The sequence below is a fragment of the Flavobacterium humi genome (assembly GCF_004745595.1).
Taxonomy (GTDB): Bacteria; Bacteroidota; Bacteroidia; order Flavobacteriales; family Flavobacteriaceae; genus Flavobacterium; species Flavobacterium humi.
This window is the reverse complement of sequence record NZ_SRLH01000002.1, coordinates 1-23,401: the sequence shown is the minus strand read 5'-3', so window position 1 is coordinate 23,401 and position 23,401 is coordinate 1. Positions and strand designations below refer to the sequence as shown.

The window sequence follows — 23,401 nt, the reverse complement described above, 5'->3', positions numbered from 1 at the left end:
TTTAGGAGAATAAGAGGCTTCCGTTAACGGATTATTTTTTCTTTTTCTTGGCAGCCCTGCTTTTCAGGATATTCCTATTGACAGAACTGGATGTTTTTTTCTTGGTTTTAGAAGGCCCTCCCAAATTCACTTTTTTATTCTTTGCCGATTTTTCATGGGTATTTCCCTGGCCTTCCAGCTTTACTTTTTTAAGTAGAAATTTAACTTTCTCTTTTTCTTTTTCAGGGCCGATGAGGGTTTTGGAAATTTCCACTTCAGCCGGAAATTCAAGTATCGTGATTTCTTTGTTCATCAGCAATTCGGCTTCCACTTTGATATCTTCTTCGCGGGGAGCGATGAAACTGATGGCAATCCCCGAAGCATCGGCACGCCCGGTCCGCCCGATACGGTGGATGTATTGTTCCGGGCTTTCGGCCATTTCGAAGTTGATGACATGGGAAATATTTGAAATGTCCAATCCACGGGCCATCACATCGGAAGTAATAAGCCCTCTCAAATCCCCGTTCTGGAACGAAGCCATAGATTGTAAACGATAATTTTGCGATTTATTGGAATGGATAACCCCGAATTGCTCCGGGAAATCCGCCTCGATCCGCTCATGGAGCATGTCTGCGATTTTCTTGTTGTTTACAAACACCAGGATGCGGGACAAGGAATCATCGGTAAGCAGCAAATGCTTCAATACATTTATTTTCGTATTGAAATTAGGGACGTGATAGGATAATTGTTCTATTTTTTCCAATGGAGCACCGGATGCCGCCAGCGAAACTTCTTCCGGAAAATCGAAATAGTCGTTCAGGATTTCATCCACTTCATCGGTCATGGTAGCTGAAAACAAGATATTTTGGCGTTTCGGTTTTAACATAGCCAGGATGGAAGTCAATTGCGGCCTAAAACCCAGGTTGAGCATCTCGTCAAACTCATCGATCACTAATTTCTGCACTTCCTGCAGCCCTAATACACCATCCAATGCCAGGTCCATAACACGGCCGGGAGTTCCAACAAGTACATCAATCCCTTGGTATACATGGTTTTTCTGCGTATTGATATTAACACCACCGTAAATTCCCAACGTTCTGACTGACATGTATTTTGTCAGTTTTTCGACTTCTTCCACCACCTGTACCACAAGTTCCCGGGTTGGGACCAAAATCATAATCCTGGGATTAAAGGTATCGGCAAATTTATATTGTTTCAGAATAGGCAATAAGTACGCAAATGTCTTTCCTGTACCGGTTTGAGCTATCCCCATCATATCATGCCCCGACATAATTACAGAAAATGATTTTTCCTGAATTGGAGTAGGAGTGGTCAGCCCTAAATCGGCTAACGCTTTCTGAACGGATTTTGGAAGATTAAATTGCTCAAATGATGCCATTGGTAATAATTTTCTGCAAAGGTATTGTTTAAAGTTAACATTTATCAATTATAAAGCACCGTTCGTCGAAAAAAATAGCTTTTAACTCATTTAAAAGTTATATTGGACGGTAATTTTTGAAAAAGATTGGTTTTAATGGGTAATTCGAATTATTTAAAAGACGATTTTTATCAACATCTTAAAGGAGATGAAGAATTGTTTGGAAAAATAATCACCTCAAACGGAAAGTATTTTTTTGTTTGGGATTATGTAAACCAGGAACATTTGTGGATTTCCGGTTCCGTTTTGAAAAAACTGGGTTTTAAAAGCGAACCGCCTGAAAATGATCTAACCACTTGGAAATCAAGATTGAAATTCACCCTTGCACCAAACGATACCCTTCAGGGGAATCCATCGAAAAAAGAAATAACGCTTGAGAATTCCCAAAAAATTACCATCAAGGCCACTGCGAACCTTTTTTATATCAGGAATCAGGAGAAAGAAATTTTAAGGGTACTTGGAGTTTTAGAGAAGAACTGGTTTAAAGATGCTTCCGGAGCCAAAATTTCCAAGAAAAACAAATTCGAGAAAACACTTCAGGAAAGCCAGAACCGGTTTAAATTTATTTCGGAAAATATTTCAGACGGAATTTACATTATTGAAAATGACCAACTGGTATTTGCCTCTAAGGCGTATTTGAAAATGATGGACCTCTCCGAAGAGCAAAAGCAGCAAAGCCATAAAAAAGATATGTTCTGTATGGTCCATCCGGACGATTTGGAGATGGTAAAAGGGGCTATTTACGGTGCCGCCGAAAACAAACAGCCTTCCGTTAAGTATATTTTCAGGTGCCTTACCGGCAAAGGGGAATACAAATGGAGGGAAGACATCATGAACATTCATTATGATGCTTCCGGTAAGGCTTTCAGGGCGATCACCATTGCCAGGGACATTACCCAGGAAAAAATCGAAAAAATCGAAAGCATAAAGAAACAGGAATCCATAGACCTGCAAAACCAGCTGCTCATCAAATTGTATTCCAACGTGATGGACAATGCCCTGGAAAACAAAATCAAGGAAGTCACCATTCTGGCTGCTAAAGGGCTTACCATAGACAGGGCCAGTTTCTGGGAAATAAAAAACGAGGAATTAATCTGTAAAAACCTGTTTGATAAGATTGAAGAGGTCCATTCCAGTGATGCAATATTGGATGTCAGGACGATACCCAAATATATTTCCGCCTTGAACAATAAAACAGCCTTCACGACAGATGAAATGTACACCGACCAGGATACCATTGAATTGATTGACAATTATTTAAGGCCTCTTGGTGTTACAGATATGCTCGATGTGCCCATTAGGGCCAATGGGAAATTCTATGGGGTTTTATGTTGCGAACACCGTGATAATCCAAGGGTTTGGAGCGAGAACGATATTTCTTTTGCCCGGGCGCTGGCCGATTATTTAAGCCTGGCATTGGAAGAAGACAGCAGGAAGCAAGCGGAAATCAAGCTCAATGAAAACCAGGAAAAACTCAAATTCATTGCCGAAAATACTTCTGATGGGATACTGGTATTCGAATCCAACGCGATGACGTATGTTTCCCCGGCCTATTCTAAATTTTCCGGCTATTCGGAAGAATACATGCAGAATTTGAGCCTGGAAAATATCTTTTCATTGGTCCATCCGGAAGACAGGGAACGGCTTAGGATCATCATTTACAGCAATTTGGGCAAACAAAAACAGAATTTCAGCTATGAATACCGTTTCAAGGGAAGTGACGGCGAGTACCAATGGCGGGAAGATTCGGCAAATGTGATTTACAAACCCGACGGCATGTATTCAAAATACATCCTCATCTCCAGGGATATCACCGAAAGGAAAAAAACCGAAAGGCAGCTTATTGAAAGCGAACAGCAATTGAGGCTCATTACCGAAAATACTTCCGATGGTGTTTTGGTCATCGAAAACGGCAAACTTTCCTATGTTTCCCCGTCGTACGTCAAATTACTCAACTATCCCAAAGAAGTGTACCTGAATTTCACACCTGAAGATGTGTACAGCAGGTTCCATCCCGATGATATTGTTACGGTACAGCCTTTTATACAGGAATGCCTGGCCAGGCATCTGAAAGAGTTCAAATACGAGTTCCGGTTCAGGGCTTCGGACGGAGAATACCATTGGAGGGAAGATTCTGCCAATGTTATTTATGATGAAAATGGGAAATATTCGAAATATATTGTCGTGACCCGTGATATTTCGGCCAGGAAAGAAGCGGAGAAAGAGAAAAACAGGCTTTTTCAAATTACTGAAAAACAGAATGAGAAACTGATCAATTTTACCCATATCGTATCGCATGACATCCGTTCCCATACCAGTAATTTATCGATGATCCTTGATTTATTCGAAGAAACCACAGATCCGCAAGAACAGAAGGAATATTTCAGCATGCTCAAGCAAAGTACCGACAAGCTTTCGGATACGATTTTTTTCCTGAATGAGACCGTGGCCATTCAAAGCGGCGAAAAAGGAAAAAAAGTCCGGCTGAACCTCAAAAAAGAGATAGAAAAAGCAATTTTAGGGATCAATGCCATTATAAAAACCAATAAAGTCCGGTTGAAAATCAATATAGAAGACCATCTCGAAATCGAAGGGACACAATCGTACCTGGAAAGTATTATTTTTAATTTACTGACCAATGCCATCAAATACAAATCACCGGAGAGAGACCCGGTAATCAAAATCAAGGCAGGGAAAATAGCGGAAGAAATCAAGCTAAGTGTCCAGGATAACGGCTTGGGCATTGACCTGGAAACTAATAAAGACAAGATTTTCGGGATGTACAAAACGTTTCACGGAAATCCTGATGCGGTAGGATTGGGCTTGTTTATGATGAAAAACCATATCGAATCTATGGGTGGAAGTATCGATGTGGAAAGCGAGGTAGGAGTAGGAACCACCTTTAATTTGTATTTTATATGAAAAAGATCGACCTGACGTACATTTTGGATGATGACAATATTTTTATTTTCGTATTGATGAAATTATTAGCCAAAAACGAAAATTTCAACAGAGTCCTCGAATTTAAGAATGGTAAGGATTTGTTGGAAACGCTGACAAATTCTGAAGGGAATATCCCCAATGTAATCCTCTTGGATATCAACATGCCGGTGCTTGACGGCTGGCAGTTTTTGGAAAAACTCGAAGCCATGCCCAATAAAGACCATTTTAATGTCTTCATCATGACTTCTTCGATTGATGCGAACGATATCGAAAAATCCAAGTTATTCTCGACAGTAAAGGATTTTATTTCCAAACCGATCAATAAGGAAAAACTCGACAGGCTCCTGGATTATTTTTAAAAACAAAAACCACCTGTTGCCAGATGGTTTTGAATATAAAGGTTTGGTTTAAACGTATTAATTGTTAAGCATTACCGGCATAACAAGCATGGTAACGGTTTCCCCTTCGTCAAGGCCATCAACAGGAGTCAAAATACCGGCTCTGTTGGGCATGGACATTTCAAGCATGATCATATCAGACTGAAGGTTGGTTAGCATTTCCGTCAGGAAACGGGAATTGAAACCGATCTGCATATCGTCTCCCTGGTAATCACAGGTCAAACGCTCTTCCGCTTTGTTGGAGTAATCGATGTCTTCCGCGGAAATGTTCAGTTCGGTCCCGGCAATTTTTAATCGGATCTGATGGGTAGTCTTATTCGAGAAAATGGCCACACGACGTACGGAACTTAAAAACTGCGTTCTGTCGATCATTAATTTATTCGGGTTTTCTTTCGGGATAACCGCTTCGTAATTCGGGTATTTCCCGTCAATCAATCGGCAGGTCAGGATGTAATTGTCAAAAGAGAAAGTGGCGTTTGCATCATTGTATTCAATGGTCACTTCCGCATCTGAAGCCCCTAAAATCCCTTTAAGGATGTTCAACGGTTTTCTTGGCATGATAAAATCAGCAACTTCAGAAGCCTTTACATCGGTTCGGGCATATTTTACCAGTTTATGGGCATCGGTAGCTACAAAAATAAGGCCTTCCGGAGAAAATTGGAAGAACACACCAGACATTACCGGACGCAAATCATCGTTTCCGGCAGCAAATATGGTTTTGCTGACTGCGGTAGCCAATACTTCGGCAGGAACAATCGTTTTGGAAGGTTCCTCAAGGCTTACCGATTTAGGGAATTCTTCTCCAGGGGCATAAGCCAGGGCGTATTTTCCTGATTGTGAGCTGATTTCTATCGTATTGTTTTCTTCAATGGTAAAAGTCAGCGGCTGTTCCGGGAACGTTTTTAGGATTTCCAGTAATAATTTGGCAGGAACGGCAACACTTCCTTCACTTGTCGAATCAATCGAAAGCGACGCAGACATTGTCGTTTCCAGGTCTGAAGCGGAAACTAAAAGTTGGTTTTGTTTTAATTCGAATAAAAAATTATCTAAAATAGGCAGGGTATTGCTGCTGTTGATAACACTTCCTAAAACTTGTAATTGTTTTAATAAATAGGAACTTGATACTATAAATTTCATCATCGTATTTTTAAATCTTGTGTCTCAAATTTTGAAGACATTTTTTATATTTTACAAATATATCGTAAACTAATCAGTATTAAAAACAATTTTATCAACAACTATCGACCGAATTGTCTTTTCCTTAAGTAAGTGACCGCTACGCCAAAAATCAGCAGTAACACCAATGGCAGCCCAATAGTTAGAAATTGTGTATAGGTGTAATTTTCGTATACTTTTTCCTTGTCCAGCAATGGTAAATCAACTTCTTTGCTTCGAATGTTAATAAGTCCGTTGTCATCCAGCAGGTAATTGACACAGTTCATCAGGAATTCTTTGTTGGAATACATCTGGTTGGTCCATTTGTCAAAGCCCAGTTCGAGAGGCTGCCCTTCTTTGTCCAGTTGGTTTTTGATGATATCGCCATCCGATACGACGATCATTTTGGTTGCTTTTCCTTTGGTTTTGAAGCCATTGTCCTTAAACGGAAGCACCCTGTTTTCAAAGACGGAAGAGAATTTCCCTTCCAGTAAAACACTCACTGGGATATTCCCGCCTTCCGGAAAATCTTCCGGCTGGGGTTTTTCGTTAACCATCTTAAGATCGACTTCTACAGGAGCTCCGACTTTTTTGGAATAAGGGGAAGTTTGCAGCAATATTGTCTTTTTGATTCCGTTTTTGAGGGTATCGATAGAATTGGAAAAATCAAGTTTAAGGCCGTCAAGGTTGTTTACGATTGGATGTTTCCCGTTTGGAGAAATATAAGGCGCGTAAAACCAGAAATAGTTTTGGTATTGCGTTTCGTTCCCTCTGTTTCCGGAAGCCAGCGCAATAGGAGTGGCGTACATATCCTTGATAATGTCGGGGTTGATCCTGAAACCATATTTGAAAAACATATCATTCAATCCCAAATCCATAGGAAAGGCCAATGTGTTTCCGGTCTGGTTCAGGTTTTCCATATCTACGTTTACGGTTTCCACCAGCCAAAGTGTTTTCCCACCATTGATGATAAACTGGTCCAGCACCTGTTTTTCCTGGTCTGAAAAAGTTTCTTTTGGTTTGGTAATCAGGGCCAAATCATAGCTTTCCAACTGTTTTAGCGTTTTGACAGGGTTTTTTGCCACAGAATCCAACGTAAAAGGTGCAATGTAATAACTGTCGCGGATAGTGGTTAAAAAATCGGCTTTTAAAATATCTTCCAGTTCGCCGTTCCCTTTAATGACGGCAATTTTCTTTTTCTTTTCTGTCGTAATTTTATAAAAAGCATCTGTAAGTGCGTATTCGAGGTGTTGTACCGAACTTACCACTTTCTGCTCGGTTGAAGCACCCAAACGGTTCTTTAGCAAAGGCAGTTTGGTACTTTTGTTTTTATAGGTGGCGATTGCCCAGGGGAAAACCACTTCTTTGGATTGTTTCCCTTTGTCGTCAACGGTGACATTTACAGGGGTCATGCCACGCTGCAGGAATGATTTCATCACGGCATCGGCTTCTTCCGGATTTTCCAGCGGATTGACAAATTGGTAAATGATATTAGGGTTGTACGCTTTGTACTCCTCCAGGATTTGCTTGGTTTCGGTTTGCAGGCGCTTGAATTCAGCAGGGAAATTACCTTCCAGGAAAACATCGATATACAAAGGCTCTTTTGCATTTTTGATAATGTTCAGAGACGTTTCAGACAAGGTATAACGTTTGTCATGCGTTAGGTCGAAGCGATGGAAAAACTGGCTCCCGATCCCATTAAGGACCAATAAACAGGCAATGGTTAGCCACAAATTTTTTAAACTCTTTTTTTGGATAGGTACCATTACAATTTATATGATTTTAATTTGTAGACAGTTAAGGATAAAAATAAGACGGTTATGCTCACAAAATAAAGGACATCTCGTGTATCGATAACACCACGGCTCATGCTTTTAAAATGATAATCCATTCCTAATGAGGCGATTGTATTTCCGTAATCGCCAAAAACAGGATAATTTGAAATGCCCTGGAATCCGAAATACAATACAAAACATAAAAAGACCGAAACGATGAATGCTACGATCTGGTTATCGGAAAGGGTCGAGGCCCAAATCCCGATAGAAGTATAGGAAGCCATCAAAAACATCAGCCCGAAGTAGGACCCGAGCGTACTCCCGAAATCGATATTTCCTTCCGGCAGCCCCAAATCGTAAATCACTTTTACATAAACCAATGTTGGTATAATGGCGATAAGTAGCAATAAAAAAGCCCCCAGGAATTTTCCGTTTACGATCTCCCAAAGCGATAGCGGTTTGGTCAGCAGCAGTTCCATGGTCCCTTGTTTTTTTTCATCCGAAAAACTGCGCATCGTTACAGCAGGAATCAGGAAGAGCATGATCCATGGCGCTATGGTAAAAAACGGGGTCATGTCGGAAAATCCGGAATTGAGAATGTTATAGTCCCCTTCAAAAACCCATAGGAAAAGGCCGCTTAGCAACAGGAATATGGCAATGACCAAATAGCCTATCGGCGAACCGAAAAAGGAACGGAATTCTTTAAAAAGTATGGCTTTCATGTATTGTGTATTCGTTTTAGGATAGAATTTTAATGCAAACTTACTAATTTATCTACACTCCAGGCTTCTGGTTTGTCGTTAAAAAGCTTTTTGGTAAAGGTCCAGACGTCATAAAACAATTCTGAATTCCTGTAATTTTCCAGATCCTGTTCGGTTTCCCAATAACTGTACGTAAAAAAAATGCAGGGATTGTCCTTGTCCTGGTATAATTCCAGGAAACGGTTTCCCGCAGCGCCCCGGATTTTCTCTTTCATTTGCTCGAAATTTTCCAGGAAAGCTGGGATATTCTCTTCGTGAAAACTTAATTTTACTATGCGTACAAACATTCTGTATTATTTTTATATCTAAAGTGTTCCGTATTTAAAACCGTTGCAAATCTAATCAAATACCACCGAAACCACATCCCTGTATTTCAGCCCCAATAACGATTTGGCAGAGCCGACGGTTTGCGGGTTGCTTTTGTAAATGGCAATTTCCAGGAAACCCGCTTCATTGAAAAGGGCCAGTTTTTCGCCTTCGTAATCTTTCAGCGTGTATTTTTCTGATACTTTAAAGTCAGAATAGCCGGCATGTATTTTTTTAATGTTTTTAGTGCCGAATTTAATCTCAAACGATCTGTTTTTGCCTATATCTGCAAACATTTTCCTCGAAATATTAGTAACGCAGTTCCCGTAATGGTCAATGTAAACCACATAGCCTTTTATGCTGTTCAGGTCGGAAGCGGCGACAGCCTGGAGTTCGTTCACGACTTTTATCTGCTCGATTTCCTTACCGATAACACTCAAGGCACCGCCTTTTGCCAAATGGCAGCCTACCTTGACAAATACGTCCATAGCCGCGGAACCTTCCGTCAAACGGTCATGGATGTTGATCTCGACCATCTTTTGCGGTACGATCTTTTGGGTCAGGATGCTCAAAATGCCATTATCGGCACAAATAAAATAATGATCGTTCCATTGCACGGCAATATGCTTGCTTTCGTAAGTACGTTCGCTGTCTACGCCAATAATGTGGACCGTTTTTTTAGGAAACGCGGCATAGGAAGCATTGATGATATAACTGGCTTCCGAAATATTAAATAAATCTACATCGTGTGAAATGTCAATGATTTGAACTTCAGGATATTCTGAAATTATCTTTCCTTTAAGCGCACCTACAAAGTGATCTTTCAAGCCAAAATCGGTGGTAAGTGTAATTATTGACATTATTTTGTTTATAACTATTCCTGAAATGTTTCGGTAAATTTAGTAGATTTGAGAGAAACAAAACGAATTTATTTTTAATTAAAAACTTCCGGCTTTTGAACGAACGTATCATAGAATTAATAGATATTGCTCCGAAAGAATTTTGGGGCGCGCAAGATACTCATCTTGAAACGATCAAAAAGTACTATCCCAAATTGAAAATTGTGGCGAGAGGGACAACTTTGAAGGCTTTTGGGGAAAAAGAAGAGCTTGACGAGTTCGAAAAACGCTTCAACAGGCTGATGCTGCATTTCACGCGTTACAATAATATCGATTCCAATGTGATAGACAGGGTAATCTTAAGCGATTCGAGAGAAGAGGAACGCATGGCCGACCATGATAAAATCCTGGTGCACGGCATTGGCGGGAAACTGATTAAGGCGATGACACCCAACCAACAGTTATTGGTCGAAATGATGACCAAAAACGATATGGTTTTTGCTGTCGGGCCAGCCGGTACCGGTAAAACCTATACAGGGGTTGCCATGGCTGTCAAAGCATTGAAAGAGAAGCAGGTAAAACGAATCATCCTCACGCGACCAGCTGTGGAAGCAGGTGAAAACCTGGGCTTCCTGCCAGGAGATATGAAAGAAAAACTGGATCCTTACATGCAGCCGTTATACGATGCATTACGCGACATGCTTCCGCCGCAAACCCTTGAGGATTATATACTAAAAGGCATCATACAAATAGCGCCATTGGCTTTTATGAGAGGGCGTACGCTGGACAATGCTTTTGTAATATTGGACGAAGCGCAGAACACGACCCATTCCCAAATGAAGATGTTTTTGACACGGATGGGGAAAAATGCCAAATTCATGATTACCGGCGATCCCGGCCAGGTAGATTTGCCAAGAAGGACAATTTCTGGGTTGAAGGAAGCGATTTTGGTTTTAAAAGATGTAGATGGAATAGGTATTATTTACCTGGACGACAAGGACATTGTCCGCCACAGGTTGGTTAAAAAAGTAATCGATGCCTATAAACAGATTGAAAACAACGATTAAAGCAGTAAGGTTTTCAGCGGAATACAGAAATGTCATCCGCAGGAAATAAAAGAAAACAATGAAAGAATACTTCAAGTATGAACATGGTTATGTCAATATAAATAATCAGGATTTATTTTTAACCAATTCGGGAAATTGGTCTGAAACCCTAACGATCGAAGAAAAATCTTCAAAAACAATTAGGAAGAATAATGCAAAAAACGTCAAAATCTATATCTATTTTTTGTTGGTTATTTGTTTAATGGCACTGATCATTTCCCGGTCTCAAACGGGAGCAATTCCTTTAGGGCTTATTTTACTTGCTTTCGGGGCTTTCCTCTATATGAAAAGGGATTTAGGGAATCGGTACAAAATCCCTCTGTCAAAAATCAAAAGCATTGAAATTTCAGCAAACGAAGCCAAGATCATTTTCCTTAATGAAAGTAATGTTGAAGATTCGGAAACAATCCGGAAAATAGAAAGCAAAGGGATTCCTATATTGTCTGAAATAATAGATAAACGGAAAAGGTAAATTCTGTTTAATTTTCCTGTGTAACTTTGTATCTTTGCGGTTTGGAACCAAAACAAACAACAACACAACAATGAACACGATTACAACTACGCATTTTGATTTCCCCGGACAAAAATCGGTTTACCACGGCAAAGTAAGAGAAGTATACAATATCAATGATGATCTTTTGGTCATGGTTGCTACCGACAGGCTTTCTGCTTTTGATGTCGTAATGCCGAAAGGAATACCTTATAAAGGCCAGATCCTGAACCAGATTGCCACTAAATTCATGGAACTGACACAGGACATCGTCCCAAATTGGTTGATTGCCACTCCTGATCCTAATGTAGCCGTAGGTCATTTATGCGAGCCTTTCAAAGTGGAAATGGTTATCCGAGGTTACCTTTCAGGGCATGCCGCACGCGAATATGCCTTAGGGAAAAGAATACTCTGTGGTGTGGCCATGGCAGAAGGTTTAAAGGAAAATGATAAATTTCCGGTGCCGATTATCACACCTTCCACGAAAGCGGACAATGGCGAGCATGATGAAGACATTTCAAGAGAAGATATCCTAGCCAAAGGCATTGTTTCGGAAGAAGATTACCTTGTTTTGGAAAAATATACCAGGGATTTGTTTCAAAGAGGAACGGAAATAGCGGCTTCCAGAGGTTTGATCCTTGTGGATACCAAATACGAGTTCGGTAAAACCAAAGAAGGGAAAATTGTCCTGATTGACGAAATCCATACGCCGGATTCTTCCCGCTATTTTTATGCTGATGGATATCAGGAAAGACAGGACAGGGGTGAGGACCAAAAACAATTATCGAAAGAATTTGTACGCCAGTGGCTGATTTCCAATGGATTCCAAGGAAAAGAAGGGCAGGAGATCCCGGAAATGTCGGAAGAATATATCGCTTCGGTTTCGGATCGTTATATCGAATTGTTTGAAAATATTTTGGGAGAGGCTTTCGTAAAGGCCGATATATCCAATATCCATGACCGGATCGAACAAAACGTCCTGGCTTTCCTAAACAGATAAAATAACCCAATTTTAAAGTTATACTAACCACGCATTGCGTGGTTTTTTTGTTCTTTGCAACGTTTTAAGAAGGCATCCGAAAAGGGAAATGTTAAAGATATGTTATAATCGGTTTTTCCTGTAACGAAACAAATCAGAGTGCGTCTACTAGGTAATCATTAATCAAATAAATAAATCATCATGAAAAAAACAATCATTTTAGGTTTAGCGTTAGTCGCTTTTGCAAATGTATCTTTTGCATCCAATTCAAATCTTTCAGTTCAAAACAGCATTGAAGTTGTTTTCAAACCAACACCATTATGTTCTGCTATCATTAAAGGGGATCTTGAAACCGTTAAGAAATTCATCGAGTATGGAGCAGATGTGAATGAATCTTCAGAAGGATTAACTCCTTTGATGCTTGCCGCACGTTACAACAAAGCGGAAATCGTGACATTATTGCTTGAAAAAGGAGCAAGGATAGATGCTAAAGACGAAAGAGGCTTGACAGCTGCAAAATATGCTGAAATGTCAAACGCTACCGATACTATGGCGTTGCTTAGAAACAAAAAAGCATAATTAAGAAGAAGAAAAACAAAAACCGCCTTGCTCAAACAAGGCGGTTTTTTTATGCAATATGATGAAAACTATTATTTCTCTAAAATAACTTTAAGGTTATCAAGGCCTCCTTGAAGGTCTTTTCCAATCATCTCATCCATCCCCATAAAAGGCGCCATAACATTCCAAGGATAAGGCATTTCACCCGCAAAGCCCCATTTTACTTTGGTTTGTGTTGGGGAAACCGCTTCGGTTACGAGATAGGCATTGTTTTTTGATTCCATAGGTACTTTGAAACGCAATTCTAAATCTATTTTTTCTCCTTCAGTGATTTTTTTAATTTCCTGTTCTCCCGAGCCTACATTTTTATTTTGGCTTTCCCACGCATAGATGAAGCCGACAGTTCCGTCAGTTCCGGTATAGGTTTTTTTCATGTTTGGGTCCAATTTGTTCCAGACACTGAATTGATCCTGGTTCTTTACAAATTTCAGAAACTTAAATACACTGTCTTTCGGTTGGTTGATGACAATTTCCCGCTCAATTGCAAAGTCCTTTTTCATAAACAAACCGGCAATTGCCGCCAGAACGATCAGCACAACTAATGCTAAAACGATTTTTTTAACGATTTTCATAGTATTTGATTTTAGGTTGATTTTGTTTTTTTCAATCCGGATTCGTAATTGTTGATGCAGTCTTGCACAGAAATTTTCCGCATCAGTTCGGCGATCAGGTCAAAAGGGATCGAATCCCATTTCTTGAACCGTATGCAAGATTTGCCCATGTCTAATTTGTATTTGCTGTGTTTTGGAAATTCGGCCGTAAACCAATCCAGGATTTTAGCATCCGAATACATTCCCATATGATACAAAGCGATGAAATTTTTCTGCGAAGCAATTGCTGCGAACGGCAAGGGCAATTTCGGGTCACAATGATATCCGTTGGGATATAAAGAATGCGGGACAACATAACCGATCATTCCATAACTCATACATTCTTCAAAGCCTTGGGGAAGATTCTCCAGGATGCTTTCCCGGAGTTTGCCAAATGCGTTTTTACGATCTTCCGGAAGTTCGTTTAGGTATTCGGCAATTGTTTTTGCTTGTGACTGCATTTTGGAATAAGATTTTAACGTAAATATAAGAAAAAAAAGCAATGTGTCATTTTGTGATGTATTTTTTGTAAAAAAGCTGTTTTAAGTTGTTTTGTATTGATTTTAAAGTAATTAATGATTAATTCAGTAATCTTAATTCAGTTTCATCTTTGTCTTTTTCTGTTAAATAAGTGTTAATTTTAGTACTATGCAAAACAAGATACCTTCTTTTGGTTGTATCTTTGCATAAGATATTATTATATGATTTTAATGTCCTCATAAAAAAAACAAACAAACAATAACAATTAAAAATCAATCATCATGAAAAATCTAGCACTTAATTTAGCAATTGCCTTAGTCATTATCGCCTATGTGGGCGGAGCGTCATTTGGTTCAAAAGAAGGAAAAAAAGCATCTGGCGATACTCCGGATACGGTTCAATCTGTATTAAAATCAAAAAACAACGAAACACTTTCTTCAGATTTTAAAATGCCTGACAGTAGCACTGCTCCAAAAAACTTGCTTTACACAACCGGTATTCCTTCCATACGCATTGAAAGGGTAGTGCCGCTAAAGAATAAAAAAAGTAAAATATATTTTTCTGAAGTTGCCGAAAATGACCTTCCGGCGAGAATCCAAACCACGATAGAAGAAATCATCGCCCAGGATAATGCGGTTACGGGAAATAATCTTTCTGAAGAAACTCCGGCAGTAAATGTATCGATTGATGCGGTTGCTTTCAACCCTTCCGGAAAAACCATCGAGGAAATCATCGCCCAGGATAATGCGGTTACTGAAAATAACCTTTCTGAAGAAACTCAGGCAGTAAATGTATCGATTGATGCGGTTGCTTTCAACCCTTCCGGAAAAACCATCGAGGAAATCATCGCCCAGGATAATGCGGTTACGGAAAATCATTTTTCAGAAGAAATAAGCGACTTACGCTTAAAATAAATCAAAATTCAGAAAAAAATAGAAACAGGCGCGGGAATAGCATCCCGAAGGAAGAAAAAAAGCACCATTATGGATCGATAATGATGCTTTTTTGTTTTTCAGATTATTTGAAATAAGAGAATGTCTCGTTATTTTCTATCCTTAATAAAGATTCGTAAATCAATTGGATGACATGTTCCACATCATCACGGTGTACCATTTCAACAGTAGTATGCATATAACGCAAAGGCAGGGAAATCAATGCCGATGCCACACCTCCGTTGCTGTAGGCGAAAGCGTCGGTATCGGTACCGGTAACGCGGGAAGACGCATGGCGCTGAAAAGGGATCTTTTTCTCTTCAGCAGTAGTTACGATCAGTTCCCGAAGCTTATTTTGGACTGCCGGCGCATAGGCGATAACAGGGCCTTTTCCTATTTTCAGGTCACCTTCAATCTTTTTATCGATCATTGGAGTGGTGGTGTCATGGCAAACATCGGTTACAATGGCAACATTCGGGCGGATGGTTTTGGTAATCATTTCCGCTCCGCGAAGGCCTACTTCTTCCTGAACGGCGTTTACAATATACAGTCCAAAAGGAAGTTTCTTTTTGTTTTCTTTTAAAAGCCTGGCTACTTCAGCGATCATGAAACCACCCATTCTGTTGTCAATGGCACGGCATACGAATTTATTTCCGTTAAGAATCATAAACTCATCAGGATATGTGATGACGCAGCCCACATGGATGCCCAATTGCTCCACTTCTTCCTTGGTCGAACATCCGCAGTCAATAAAAATATTGTCTACCCGGGACTGTTCTTCTTTGGCTCTATTGCGGGTATGGATCGCCGGCCATCCGAAAACACCTTTTACAATACCTTTTTTAGTATGGATGTTCACTCTCTTGGAAGGGGCAATCTGATGATCTGAACCGCCATTCCGGATCACATAAATCAATCCGTCGTCAGTAATATAGTTCACATACCAGGCAATTTCATCCGCATGCCCTTCAATAACCACTTTATACGGGGCATCAGGATTGATGATTCCGACTGCAGTCCCATAAGTATCTGTTAGGAAAGTATCTACATAAGGGCTTAGGTAATCCATCCAGAGTTTTTGTCCGTCTTGTTCAAATCCGGTCGGTGCAGCATTATTAAGGTAGTTTTCAAGAAAGGTAAGTGAGGCTTTGTTTAGTATCGATTTTGATGCCATAAAAATTTTTTTTGCTAATTTATAAATTTGGCATCACAGTTGATTAATAATTATATATTTTTGATGAAATTTTAAACTAACTATGAAATCCATACAATTAGTAATTGTTATTTTTTTTATGGGACTTGCAGCCAGTGCCCAAGTTGTGAAAAAAGACACAGTTGAAGTCGAAAAACCTCTGGTTGGATACGACACTATTGCTAACATTCCCATAGAATTGGAGGAGGTTTATGTATCGAATAGGTATAATATTAAATCTGCCGAAGAAAGAAAACAATTCCTGATCCTCCAAAGAAGGGTTATGAAAACGTATCCGTATGCTAAAATTGCCGCCGACAGGCTCACGGCGTTGACCAACGGAATGAAACTGCTTAAATCGGACAGGGATAAAAAGAAATACTTCAAAATAGTCGAAAACTACCTGACCAACGAATTTGAAGAACAGCTCAAAAAACTAAGCCGCAAGGACGGCCAGATATTGGTCAAACTCATCCACAGGCAAACCGGTTCCTCTACTTTTGATTTGATCAAAAACCTGAAAAGCGGCTGGAAAGCCTTTTGGTCCAACAACACCGCCCGTTTATTTGACATCAACCTCAAAACAAAGTTCGATCCTTATAATGTTTCCGAAGATTTCCTGATCGAAGGGATATTGTACAAAGCCTTTACCGACGGCCGCTTACCGAAACAAGCCGCTAAGATAGACATGAATTACAGCGAGCTGGCAAAAGTCTGGCGTGAAAAGCTTAGGATCATGAAAGAAGCAAGGGAGAAAGAAGCCCAAAATCAAAACTAATAGTAAGCACCTGCACAAGGTGCTTTTTTTATGCCCTGTTTTTTTTGGCGTGTCCCTTCCCATGTGATTTGCTAAAATGGTATTTTGTATGCATCGGGCCGGGCTCTTCGTTGCAATCTTTTGTTTCGTTCCTCCCCAAAAGGATTTTCTCTTCGATCCCTCACGCGGGCCTGATTAGCGAATTAGCGGATTTGTACCTTCCTTATATATAGGTATGTTTTCAATTCGCTTATTCCTTTCATCCATTATCTCCTTCCTTGATATATAAGTATAGTTTCTATTAACGGAGGATTTTTTAATTCGCCCATTCCTTCCTTATATATAATAGGTATGTTTTCCATCCGTCCATCTGCTCCTATAATATATAGGTATGTTTTCAATTCACTTATTCCTTCATTCGTCCATTATCTCCTTCCTTGATATATAAGTATAGTTTCTATTAACGGAGGATTTTTTAATTCGCCCATTCCTTCATTCGCTCATCCGCCCATTCCTTCCTTATATATAATAGGTATGTTTTCCATCCGCCCATCTGCTCCTATATATATAGGTATGTTTTCAATTCGCCTATTCCTTTCATCCATTATCTTCTTCCTTATATATAAGTATAGTTTCTATTAACGGAGGATTTTTTAATTCGCCCATTCCTTCATCCGCTCATTCCCTCCTTTAATATATAAATAGGTATGCTTTTTAATGTCCGGATCCGCTCCTTTTTTCATGGGCTAATCCGTTTTTGGGTGTTTTGGGCGGTTTTTGTGCTTTCCCAAACGGCCTTCAGGGCATCTTTGCACCTTGAAAAAGGCCTTTTTTGCTGTTTTTGCTGTTTTTCTTTGGGCCGGTTTTGATAATGGAGTAGTGGTTGTGGTGGTGTTTTGGGCGGCCAAGGCTGTTTTGTGGGTATTGGGCTTAAAAAAGTTTGTGTTGTAACGTTCGGGTTTTCAGGGCGGTAAAAAAAAGATTAAAAAAAGATGAAAAAAAGGTTAGGAAATGTAAAAAGAGTTGCTACTTTTGCACCCGCAATCAGCAAGAAGTTCATTAAGAAATCTGAAAAAACAAGTTTAAAAAAACTTTGAAAAAAGTTAAAAAAAGATTTGGATTGTAAGGGATAAAGATTTTATCTTTGCCACCCGCAAGTAGGGTAGTTCTTTAAAAATAATGAGGTCAAAACGGGATGAAAATTTTCTCAAAAAAAGTTTCAAAAAGTTTTGGTAATTAAAAAAAAGAGTTCTACTTTTGCACCCGCTAATCGAATGAGAGGCGACAGAAAATAAGAAGACACGTTCATAGACATATTGAATTGACAGCCGTTTTTAGACAGAGATGTTTAGAGACAAATAAAAAAGAGAGTAAGAGGAATCGTAAGATTTTAATTAAAGCTAGCGTCGTTAAAATATTAAAAATATACGATGAAGAGTTTGATCCTGGCTCAGGATGAACGCTAGCGGCAGGCTTAACACATGCAAGTCGAGGGGTAGTTATCTTCGGATAATGAGACCGGCGCACGGGTGCGTAACGCGTATGCAATCTACCTTGTACAGGGGGATAGCCCAGAGAAATTTGGATTAATACCCCATGGTATAATTGAATGGCATCATTTGATTATTAAAGTTCCAACGGTACAAGATGAGCATGCGTCCCATTAGCTAGTTGGTGTGGTAACGGCACACCAAGGCAACGATGGGTAGGGGTCCTGAGAGGGAGATCCCCCACACTGGTACTGAGACACGGACCAGACTCCTACGGGAGGCAGCAGTGAGGAATATTGGTCAATGGGCGCAAGCCTGAACCAGCCATGCCGCGTGCAGGATGACGGTCCTATGGATTGTAAACTGCTTTTGTACAGGAAGAAACACTCGGACGTGTCCGAGCTTGACGGTACTGTAAGAATAAGGATCGGCTAACTCCGTGCCAGCAGCCGCGGTAATACGGAGGATCCAAGCGTTATCCGGAATCATTGGGTTTAAAGGGTCCGTAGGCGGGTTTATAAGTCAGTGGTGAAAGCCCATCGCTCAACGATGGAACGGCCATTGATACTGTAGATCTTGAATTATTAGGAAGTAACTAGAATATGTAGTGTAGCGGTGAAATGCTTAGAGATTACATGGAATACCAATTGCGAAGGCAGGTTACTACTAATGGATTGACGCTGATGGACGAAAGCGTGGGTAGCGAACAGGATTAGATACCCTGGTAGTCCACGCCGTAAACGATGGATACTAGCTGTTCGGAGCAATCTGAGTGGCTAAGCGAAAGTGATAAGTATCCCACCTGGGGAGTACGTTCGCAAGAATGAAACTCAAAGGAATTGACGGGGGCCCGCACAAGCGGTGGAGCATGTGGTTTAATTCGATGATACGCGAGGAACCTTACCAAGGCTTAAATGTAGATTGACAGGACTGGAAACAGTTTTTTCTTCGGACAATTTACAAGGTGCTGCATGGTTGTCGTCAGCTCGTGCCGTGAGGTGTCAGGTTAAGTCCTATAACGAGCGCAACCCCTGTTGTTAGTTGCCAGCGAGTCAAGTCGGGAACTCTAGCAAGACTGCCAGTGCAAACTGTGAGGAAGGTGGGGATGACGTCAAATCATCACGGCCCTTACGCCTTGGGCTACACACGTGCTACAATGGACGGTACAGAGAGCAGCCACTGCGCAAGCAGGAGCGAATCTACAAAACCGTTCTCAGTTCGGATCGGAGTCTGCAACTCGACTCCGTGAAGCTGGAATCGCTAGTAATCGGATATCAGCCATGATCCGGTGAATACGTTCCCGGGCCTTGTACACACCGCCCGTCAAGCCATGGAAGCTGGGGGTACCTGAAGTCGGTGACCGCAAGGAGCTGCCTAGGGTAAAACTGGTAACTAGGGCTAAGTCGTAACAAGGTAGCCGTACCGGAAGGTGCGGCTGGAACACCTCCTTTCTAGAGAATGACGCCTTTTGGTTATGCTTTGGATTTTTTTTACTCTCGCTGTTAATTCAAATAATATTAAAGCAAAAAACAGAGTCTCGTAGCTCAGCTGGTTAGAGTACTACACTGATAATGTAGGGGTCGGCAGTTCGAGTCTGCCCGGGACTACTTTTTGAAGCTTTAGAAGGAAATTCTGGAGGTTGAGTGGCCGTTTGAAGTACTGTTAACTGAAAACTGTTAACGAAACACTGGAAAACGGGGGATTAGCTCAGCTGGCTAGAGCGCCTGCCTTGCACGCAGGAGGTCAACGGTTCGACTCCGTTATTCTCCACTGGTCTTTTTGGTAAAGACGAAAGTTCATTGACATATTGAGATAAAAAAACATTTAAAAAGTAGAAAGAACACAGATTGTTGTTATTTATAGTAACAATCGAAAGTACAATAAGCAAAATAAGGGCGTATGGGGGATGCCTAGGCTCTCAGAGGCGAAGAAGGACGTGATAAGCTGCGAAAAGCTACGGGGATTGGCACACACGAATTGATCCGTAGATATCCGAATGGGGCAACCCGGCATGTTGAAGACATGTCACACCGATAGGTGGGCAAACCCGCTGAACTGAAACATCTAAGTAGGCGGAGGAGAAGAAAACAAAAGTGATTCCGTAAGTAGTGGCGAGCGAACGCGGATTAGCCCAAACCAGAGTTGTTACGGCAATTGTGGGGTTGTAGGACCACGACATTTCTTGCGGATTGAATTAGAACTACCTGGAAAGGTAGACCATAGAGGGTGATAGTCCCGTATAAGTAAGAGAAGATAAGGATAGTGGTATCCTGAGTAGGGCGGGGCACGTGAAACCCTGTCTGAATTTGGCGGGACCATCCGCTAAGGCTAAATACTCCTGAGAGACCGATAGTGAACCAGTACTGTGAAGGAAAGGTGAAAAGAACCGTGAATAACGGAGTGAAATAGATCCTGAAACCATACGCTTACAAGCGGTCGGAGCCCTTTCGTGGGGTGACGGCGTGCCTTTTGCATAATGAGCCTACGAGTTAACGTTGCTGGCAAGGTTAAGTGATTAAGTCACGGATCCGTAGCGAAAGCGAGTCTGAATAGGGCGCTTTAGTCAGTAGTGTTAGACGCGAAACCGTGTGATCTACCCATGGGCAGGATGAAGCTGTGGTAACACATAGTGGAGGTCCGAACCGGTTGACGTTGAAAAGTCTTCGGATGACCTGTGGGTAGGGGTGAAAGGCCAATCAAACTCGGAAATAGCTCGTACTCCCCGAAATGCATTTAGGTGCAGCGTTAGTTATAAAGTTATATAGAGGTAGAGCTACTGATTGGATGCGGGGGCTTCACCGCCTACCAATTCCTGACAAACTCCGAATGCTATATAATGTTCACTAACAGTGAGGGCTTGGGTGCTAAGGTCCAAGTCCGAGAGGGAAAGAACCCAGACCATCAGCTAAGGTCCCCAAATGTATGCTAAGTTGAAAGAACGCGGTTTGTCTGCATCGACAGCTAGGATGTTGGCTTGGAAGCAGCCATTCATTTAAAGAGTGCGTAACAGCTCACTAGTCGAGCGGACGAGCATGGATAATAATCGGGCATAAGTATACTACCGAAGCTATGGATTTGTATGTAAATACAAGTGGTAGGGGAGCATTCTAACAGGGTTGAAGGTGTATCGTAAGGTATGCTGGACCGGTTAGAAAAGAAAATGTAGGCATAAGTAACGATAATGCGGGCGAGAAACCCGCACACCGAAAGACTAAGGTTTCCGCAGCTATGCTAATCAGCTGCGGGTTAGTCGGGTCCTAAGGCGAACCCGAAAGGGACAGTCGATGGCCAACGGGTTAATATTCCCGTACTACTTATAATTGTGATGGGGTGACGGAGTGATGAAAGTACCGCGAACTGACGGAATAGTTCGTTAAAGCACCTAGCTATAGGCTCAGTAGGCAAATCCGCTGGGACTGGTGAAATGCGATAGTACTCGGAGGCTTCGGCCAAAGAGATAGTGTACCTAAGGGCTTCCAAGAAAAACCTCTAAACTTAGATTATAAGTACCCGTACCGTAAACCGACACAGGTAGTCGAGGAGAGAATCCTAAGGTGCTCGAGAGATTCATGGCTAAGGAATTAGGCAAAATAGACCTGTAACTTCGGGAGAAAGGTCGCCAGCGCAAGCTGGCCGCAGTGAAGAGGTCCAGGCGACTGTTTATCAAAAACACAGGGCTCTGCAAAATCGTAAGATGAAGTATAGGGCCTGACACCTGCCCGGTGCTGGAAGGTTAAGAGGAGATGTTATCTTCGGAGAAGCATTGAATTGAAGCCCCAGTAAACGGCGGCCGTAACTATAACGGTCCTAAGGTAGCGAAATTCCTTGTCGGGTAAGTTCCGACCTGCACGAATGGTGTAACGATCTGGACACTGTCTCAGCCATGAGCTCGGTGAAATTGTAGTAACGGTGAAGATGCCGTTTACCCGCAGTGGGACGAAAAGACCCTGTGCACCTTTACTATAGCTTAGTATTGGTCTTGGATAAGTGATGTGTAGGATAGGTGGGAGACTGTGAAATGGCGTCGCCAGGCGTTGTGGAGTCATTGTTGAAATACCACCCTTTGCTTATCTGAGGTCTAACCCCTGAATCAGGGGGACATTGCTTGGTGGGTAGTTTGACTGGGGTGGTCGCCTCCAAAAGAGTAACGGAGGCTTCTAAAGGTTCCCTCAGCACGCTTGGTAACCGTGCGTAGAGTGCAATGGCATAAGGGAGCTTGACTGAGAGACATACAGGTCGATCAGGTACGAAAGTAGAGCATAGTGATCCGGTGGTTCCGCATGGAAGGGCCATCGCTCAAAGGATAAAAGGTACGCCGGGGATAACAGGCTGATCTCCCCCAAGAGCTCATATCGACGGGGGGGTTTGGCACCTCGATGTCGGCTCGTCACATCCTGGGGCTGGAGAAGGTCCCAAGGGTTGGGCTGTTCGCCCATTAAAGTGGCACGCGAGCTGGGTTCAGAACGTCGTGAGACAGTTCGGTCTCTATCTACTGTGGGCGCAAGAAATTTGAGTGGATCTGATTCTAGTACGAGAGGACCGAATTGGACTAACCTCTGGTGTATCTGTTGTTCCGCCAGGAGCACTGCAGAGTAGCTACGTTGGGAAGGGATAAGCGCTGAAAGCATATAAGCGCGAAACCCACCACAAGATGAGATTTCTTTTAAGGGTCGTGGAAGATGACCACGTTGATAGGCTATAGATGTAAAGGCAGTAATGTCATAGTCGAGTAGTACTAATAACCCGTAAGCTTATGTACACGCTTGTCCCGTCTTCGGACGGGGCAGCAAACTTTCTAAAATATGATTTTTATCTCAGTATGTTAAGATATTTACAGCGAATGCTGTAGTCCTATCCTGCCATAGCAGGGAATGACTTAAAACTTAAGGTGGTTATTGCGGCGGGGCTCACCTCTTCCCATCTCGAACAGAGAAGTTAAGCCCGCCTGCGCAGATGGTACTGCAATCCTGTGGGAGAGTATGTCGCTGCCTTTCTTTAGAAAGTCCTTCACGTAAGTGAAGGACTTTTTTGTTTGGTTTAAGCGAACTAAAGTTCGCGTACCTGACTGCCACAGGCAGTCCTCCTCTTAATATCAAATCTTTCTTTAGAAAGTCCTTCACTTTACGTGAAGGACTTTTTTGTTTTAGATACTTTTCAAAGCAAAAATACCTTT

General features: G+C 41.6%; 17 protein-coding genes, 2 tRNA genes and 3 rRNA genes. 13 read left to right on the top strand and 9 right to left on the bottom strand.

Going from position 1 to position 23,401, the window contains the following annotated elements; genetic code table 11:
- Positions 1–31: 31 nt before the first annotated feature.
- Positions 32–1,378 (bottom strand): DEAD/DEAH box helicase, encoded by a 1,347-nt coding sequence (locus tag E4635_RS03040; RefSeq protein ID WP_135525152.1) that lies wholly within the window; start codon positions 1,376–1,378, stop codon positions 32–34.
- A gap of 135 nt (positions 1,379–1,513) precedes the next feature.
- On the opposite strand from E4635_RS03040, the gene E4635_RS03035 reads away from it, so the two are divergent.
- Positions 1,514–4,339, top strand: coding sequence for a PAS domain-containing protein (locus tag E4635_RS03035; protein WP_135525151.1), 2,826 nt, complete (start codon positions 1,514–1,516; stop codon positions 4,337–4,339).
- A complete protein-coding gene (locus E4635_RS03030) occupies positions 4,336–4,719 on the top strand; it encodes a response regulator (protein ID WP_135525150.1) in 384 nt (127 codons plus the stop codon). The genes E4635_RS03035 and E4635_RS03030 overlap by 4 nt, the downstream gene beginning before the upstream one ends.
- A 57-nt stretch (positions 4,720–4,776) precedes the next feature.
- Here E4635_RS03030 and dnaN read toward each other — a convergent pair whose 3' ends face one another.
- From dnaN to E4635_RS03005, 5 genes are all read right to left on the bottom strand, one after another.
- Positions 4,777–5,895 (bottom strand): DNA polymerase III subunit beta, encoded by a 1,119-nt coding sequence (gene dnaN / locus E4635_RS03025; RefSeq protein ID WP_135525149.1) that lies wholly within the window; start codon positions 5,893–5,895, stop codon positions 4,777–4,779.
- A gap of 101 nt (positions 5,896–5,996) precedes the next feature.
- Positions 5,997–7,679: a gliding motility-associated ABC transporter substrate-binding protein GldG gene (gene gldG / locus E4635_RS03020; protein ID WP_135525148.1), complete on the bottom strand. Its 1,683-nt coding sequence runs from the start codon at positions 7,677–7,679 to the stop codon at positions 5,997–5,999.
- Positions 7,679–8,410, bottom strand: coding sequence for a gliding motility-associated ABC transporter permease subunit GldF (gene gldF / locus E4635_RS03015; protein ID WP_135525147.1), 732 nt, complete (start codon positions 8,408–8,410; stop codon positions 7,679–7,681). Before gldF ends, gldG begins: the two co-directional genes overlap by 1 nt.
- A 29-nt stretch (positions 8,411–8,439) precedes the next feature.
- Positions 8,440–8,736 (bottom strand): putative quinol monooxygenase, encoded by a 297-nt coding sequence (locus E4635_RS03010; protein WP_135525146.1) that lies wholly within the window; start codon positions 8,734–8,736, stop codon positions 8,440–8,442.
- 51 nt (positions 8,737–8,787) lie between these two features.
- On the bottom strand, positions 8,788–9,615 hold the full coding sequence (locus tag E4635_RS03005) for an SAM hydrolase/SAM-dependent halogenase family protein (RefSeq protein ID WP_135525145.1): 828 nt from the start codon (positions 9,613–9,615) through the stop codon (positions 8,788–8,790).
- A 95-nt stretch (positions 9,616–9,710) separates the two neighbouring features.
- On the opposite strand from E4635_RS03005, the gene E4635_RS03000 reads away from it, so the two are divergent.
- The 4 genes from E4635_RS03000 to E4635_RS02985 all read left to right on the top strand — a co-directional run bounded on the left by E4635_RS03000 (position 9,711) and on the right by E4635_RS02985 (position 12,748).
- On the top strand, positions 9,711–10,661 hold the full coding sequence (locus tag E4635_RS03000; RefSeq protein WP_135525144.1) for a PhoH family protein: 951 nt from the start codon (positions 9,711–9,713) through the stop codon (positions 10,659–10,661).
- 58 nt (positions 10,662–10,719) lie between these two features.
- Positions 10,720–11,172 carry a hypothetical protein gene (locus tag E4635_RS02995; RefSeq protein ID WP_135525143.1) on the top strand — a complete coding sequence of 151 codons (453 nt, stop codon included), beginning with the start codon at positions 10,720–10,722 and terminating at the stop codon, positions 11,170–11,172.
- 70 nt (positions 11,173–11,242) lie between these two features.
- Entirely contained in the window at positions 11,243–12,190 is a 948-nt protein-coding gene (locus E4635_RS02990) for a phosphoribosylaminoimidazolesuccinocarboxamide synthase (protein WP_135525142.1), read from the top strand.
- 180 nt (positions 12,191–12,370) lie between these two features.
- Positions 12,371–12,748, top strand: a complete 378-nt coding sequence (locus tag E4635_RS02985; RefSeq protein WP_135525141.1) for an ankyrin repeat domain-containing protein — start codon at positions 12,371–12,373, stop codon at positions 12,746–12,748.
- Positions 12,749–12,819: 71 nt separating this feature from the next.
- Here E4635_RS02985 and E4635_RS02980 read toward each other — a convergent pair whose 3' ends face one another.
- Together E4635_RS02980 and E4635_RS02975 are read right to left on the bottom strand one after the other, a co-directional pair.
- Positions 12,820–13,359, bottom strand: coding sequence for an SRPBCC family protein (locus E4635_RS02980; protein ID WP_135525140.1), 540 nt, complete (start codon positions 13,357–13,359; stop codon positions 12,820–12,822).
- Positions 13,360–13,370: 11 nt separating this feature from the next.
- Positions 13,371–13,838, bottom strand: a complete 468-nt coding sequence (locus E4635_RS02975) for a DUF1801 domain-containing protein (RefSeq protein ID WP_135525139.1) — start codon at positions 13,836–13,838, stop codon at positions 13,371–13,373.
- A 300-nt stretch (positions 13,839–14,138) separates the two neighbouring features.
- On the opposite strand from E4635_RS02975, the gene E4635_RS02970 reads away from it, so the two are divergent.
- A complete protein-coding gene (locus E4635_RS02970; protein WP_135525138.1) occupies positions 14,139–14,771 on the top strand; it encodes a hypothetical protein in 633 nt (210 codons plus the stop codon).
- 103 nt (positions 14,772–14,874) lie between these two features.
- Here E4635_RS02970 and E4635_RS02965 read toward each other — a convergent pair whose 3' ends face one another.
- Entirely contained in the window at positions 14,875–15,963 is a 1,089-nt protein-coding gene (locus E4635_RS02965) for a M42 family metallopeptidase (RefSeq protein ID WP_135525137.1), read from the bottom strand.
- Between the two features lie 82 nt (positions 15,964–16,045).
- Here E4635_RS02965 and E4635_RS02960 point away from each other — a divergent pair, with 82 nt between their 5' ends.
- From E4635_RS02960 to rrf, 6 genes are all read left to right on the top strand, one after another.
- Entirely contained in the window at positions 16,046–16,759 is a 714-nt protein-coding gene (locus tag E4635_RS02960) for a DUF4294 domain-containing protein (RefSeq protein ID WP_135525136.1), read from the top strand.
- A 1,406-nt stretch (positions 16,760–18,165) separates the two neighbouring features.
- Positions 18,166–19,679: ribosomal RNA gene (locus tag E4635_RS02955) — 16S ribosomal RNA — on the top strand.
- Positions 19,680–19,761: 82 nt separating this feature from the next.
- Positions 19,762–19,835 (top strand) — tRNA-Ile (locus E4635_RS02950).
- An 89-nt stretch (positions 19,836–19,924) separates the two neighbouring features.
- Positions 19,925–19,998 (top strand) — tRNA-Ala (locus E4635_RS02945).
- A gap of 108 nt (positions 19,999–20,106) precedes the next feature.
- Positions 20,107–22,987: ribosomal RNA gene (locus E4635_RS02940) — 23S ribosomal RNA — on the top strand.
- A 125-nt stretch (positions 22,988–23,112) separates the two neighbouring features.
- Positions 23,113–23,222, top strand: a 5S ribosomal RNA gene (gene rrf / locus E4635_RS02935).
- Together the 16S, 23S and 5S rRNA genes with 2 tRNA genes alongside form the textbook arrangement of a ribosomal RNA operon.
- Positions 23,223–23,401 lie beyond the last annotated feature (179 nt).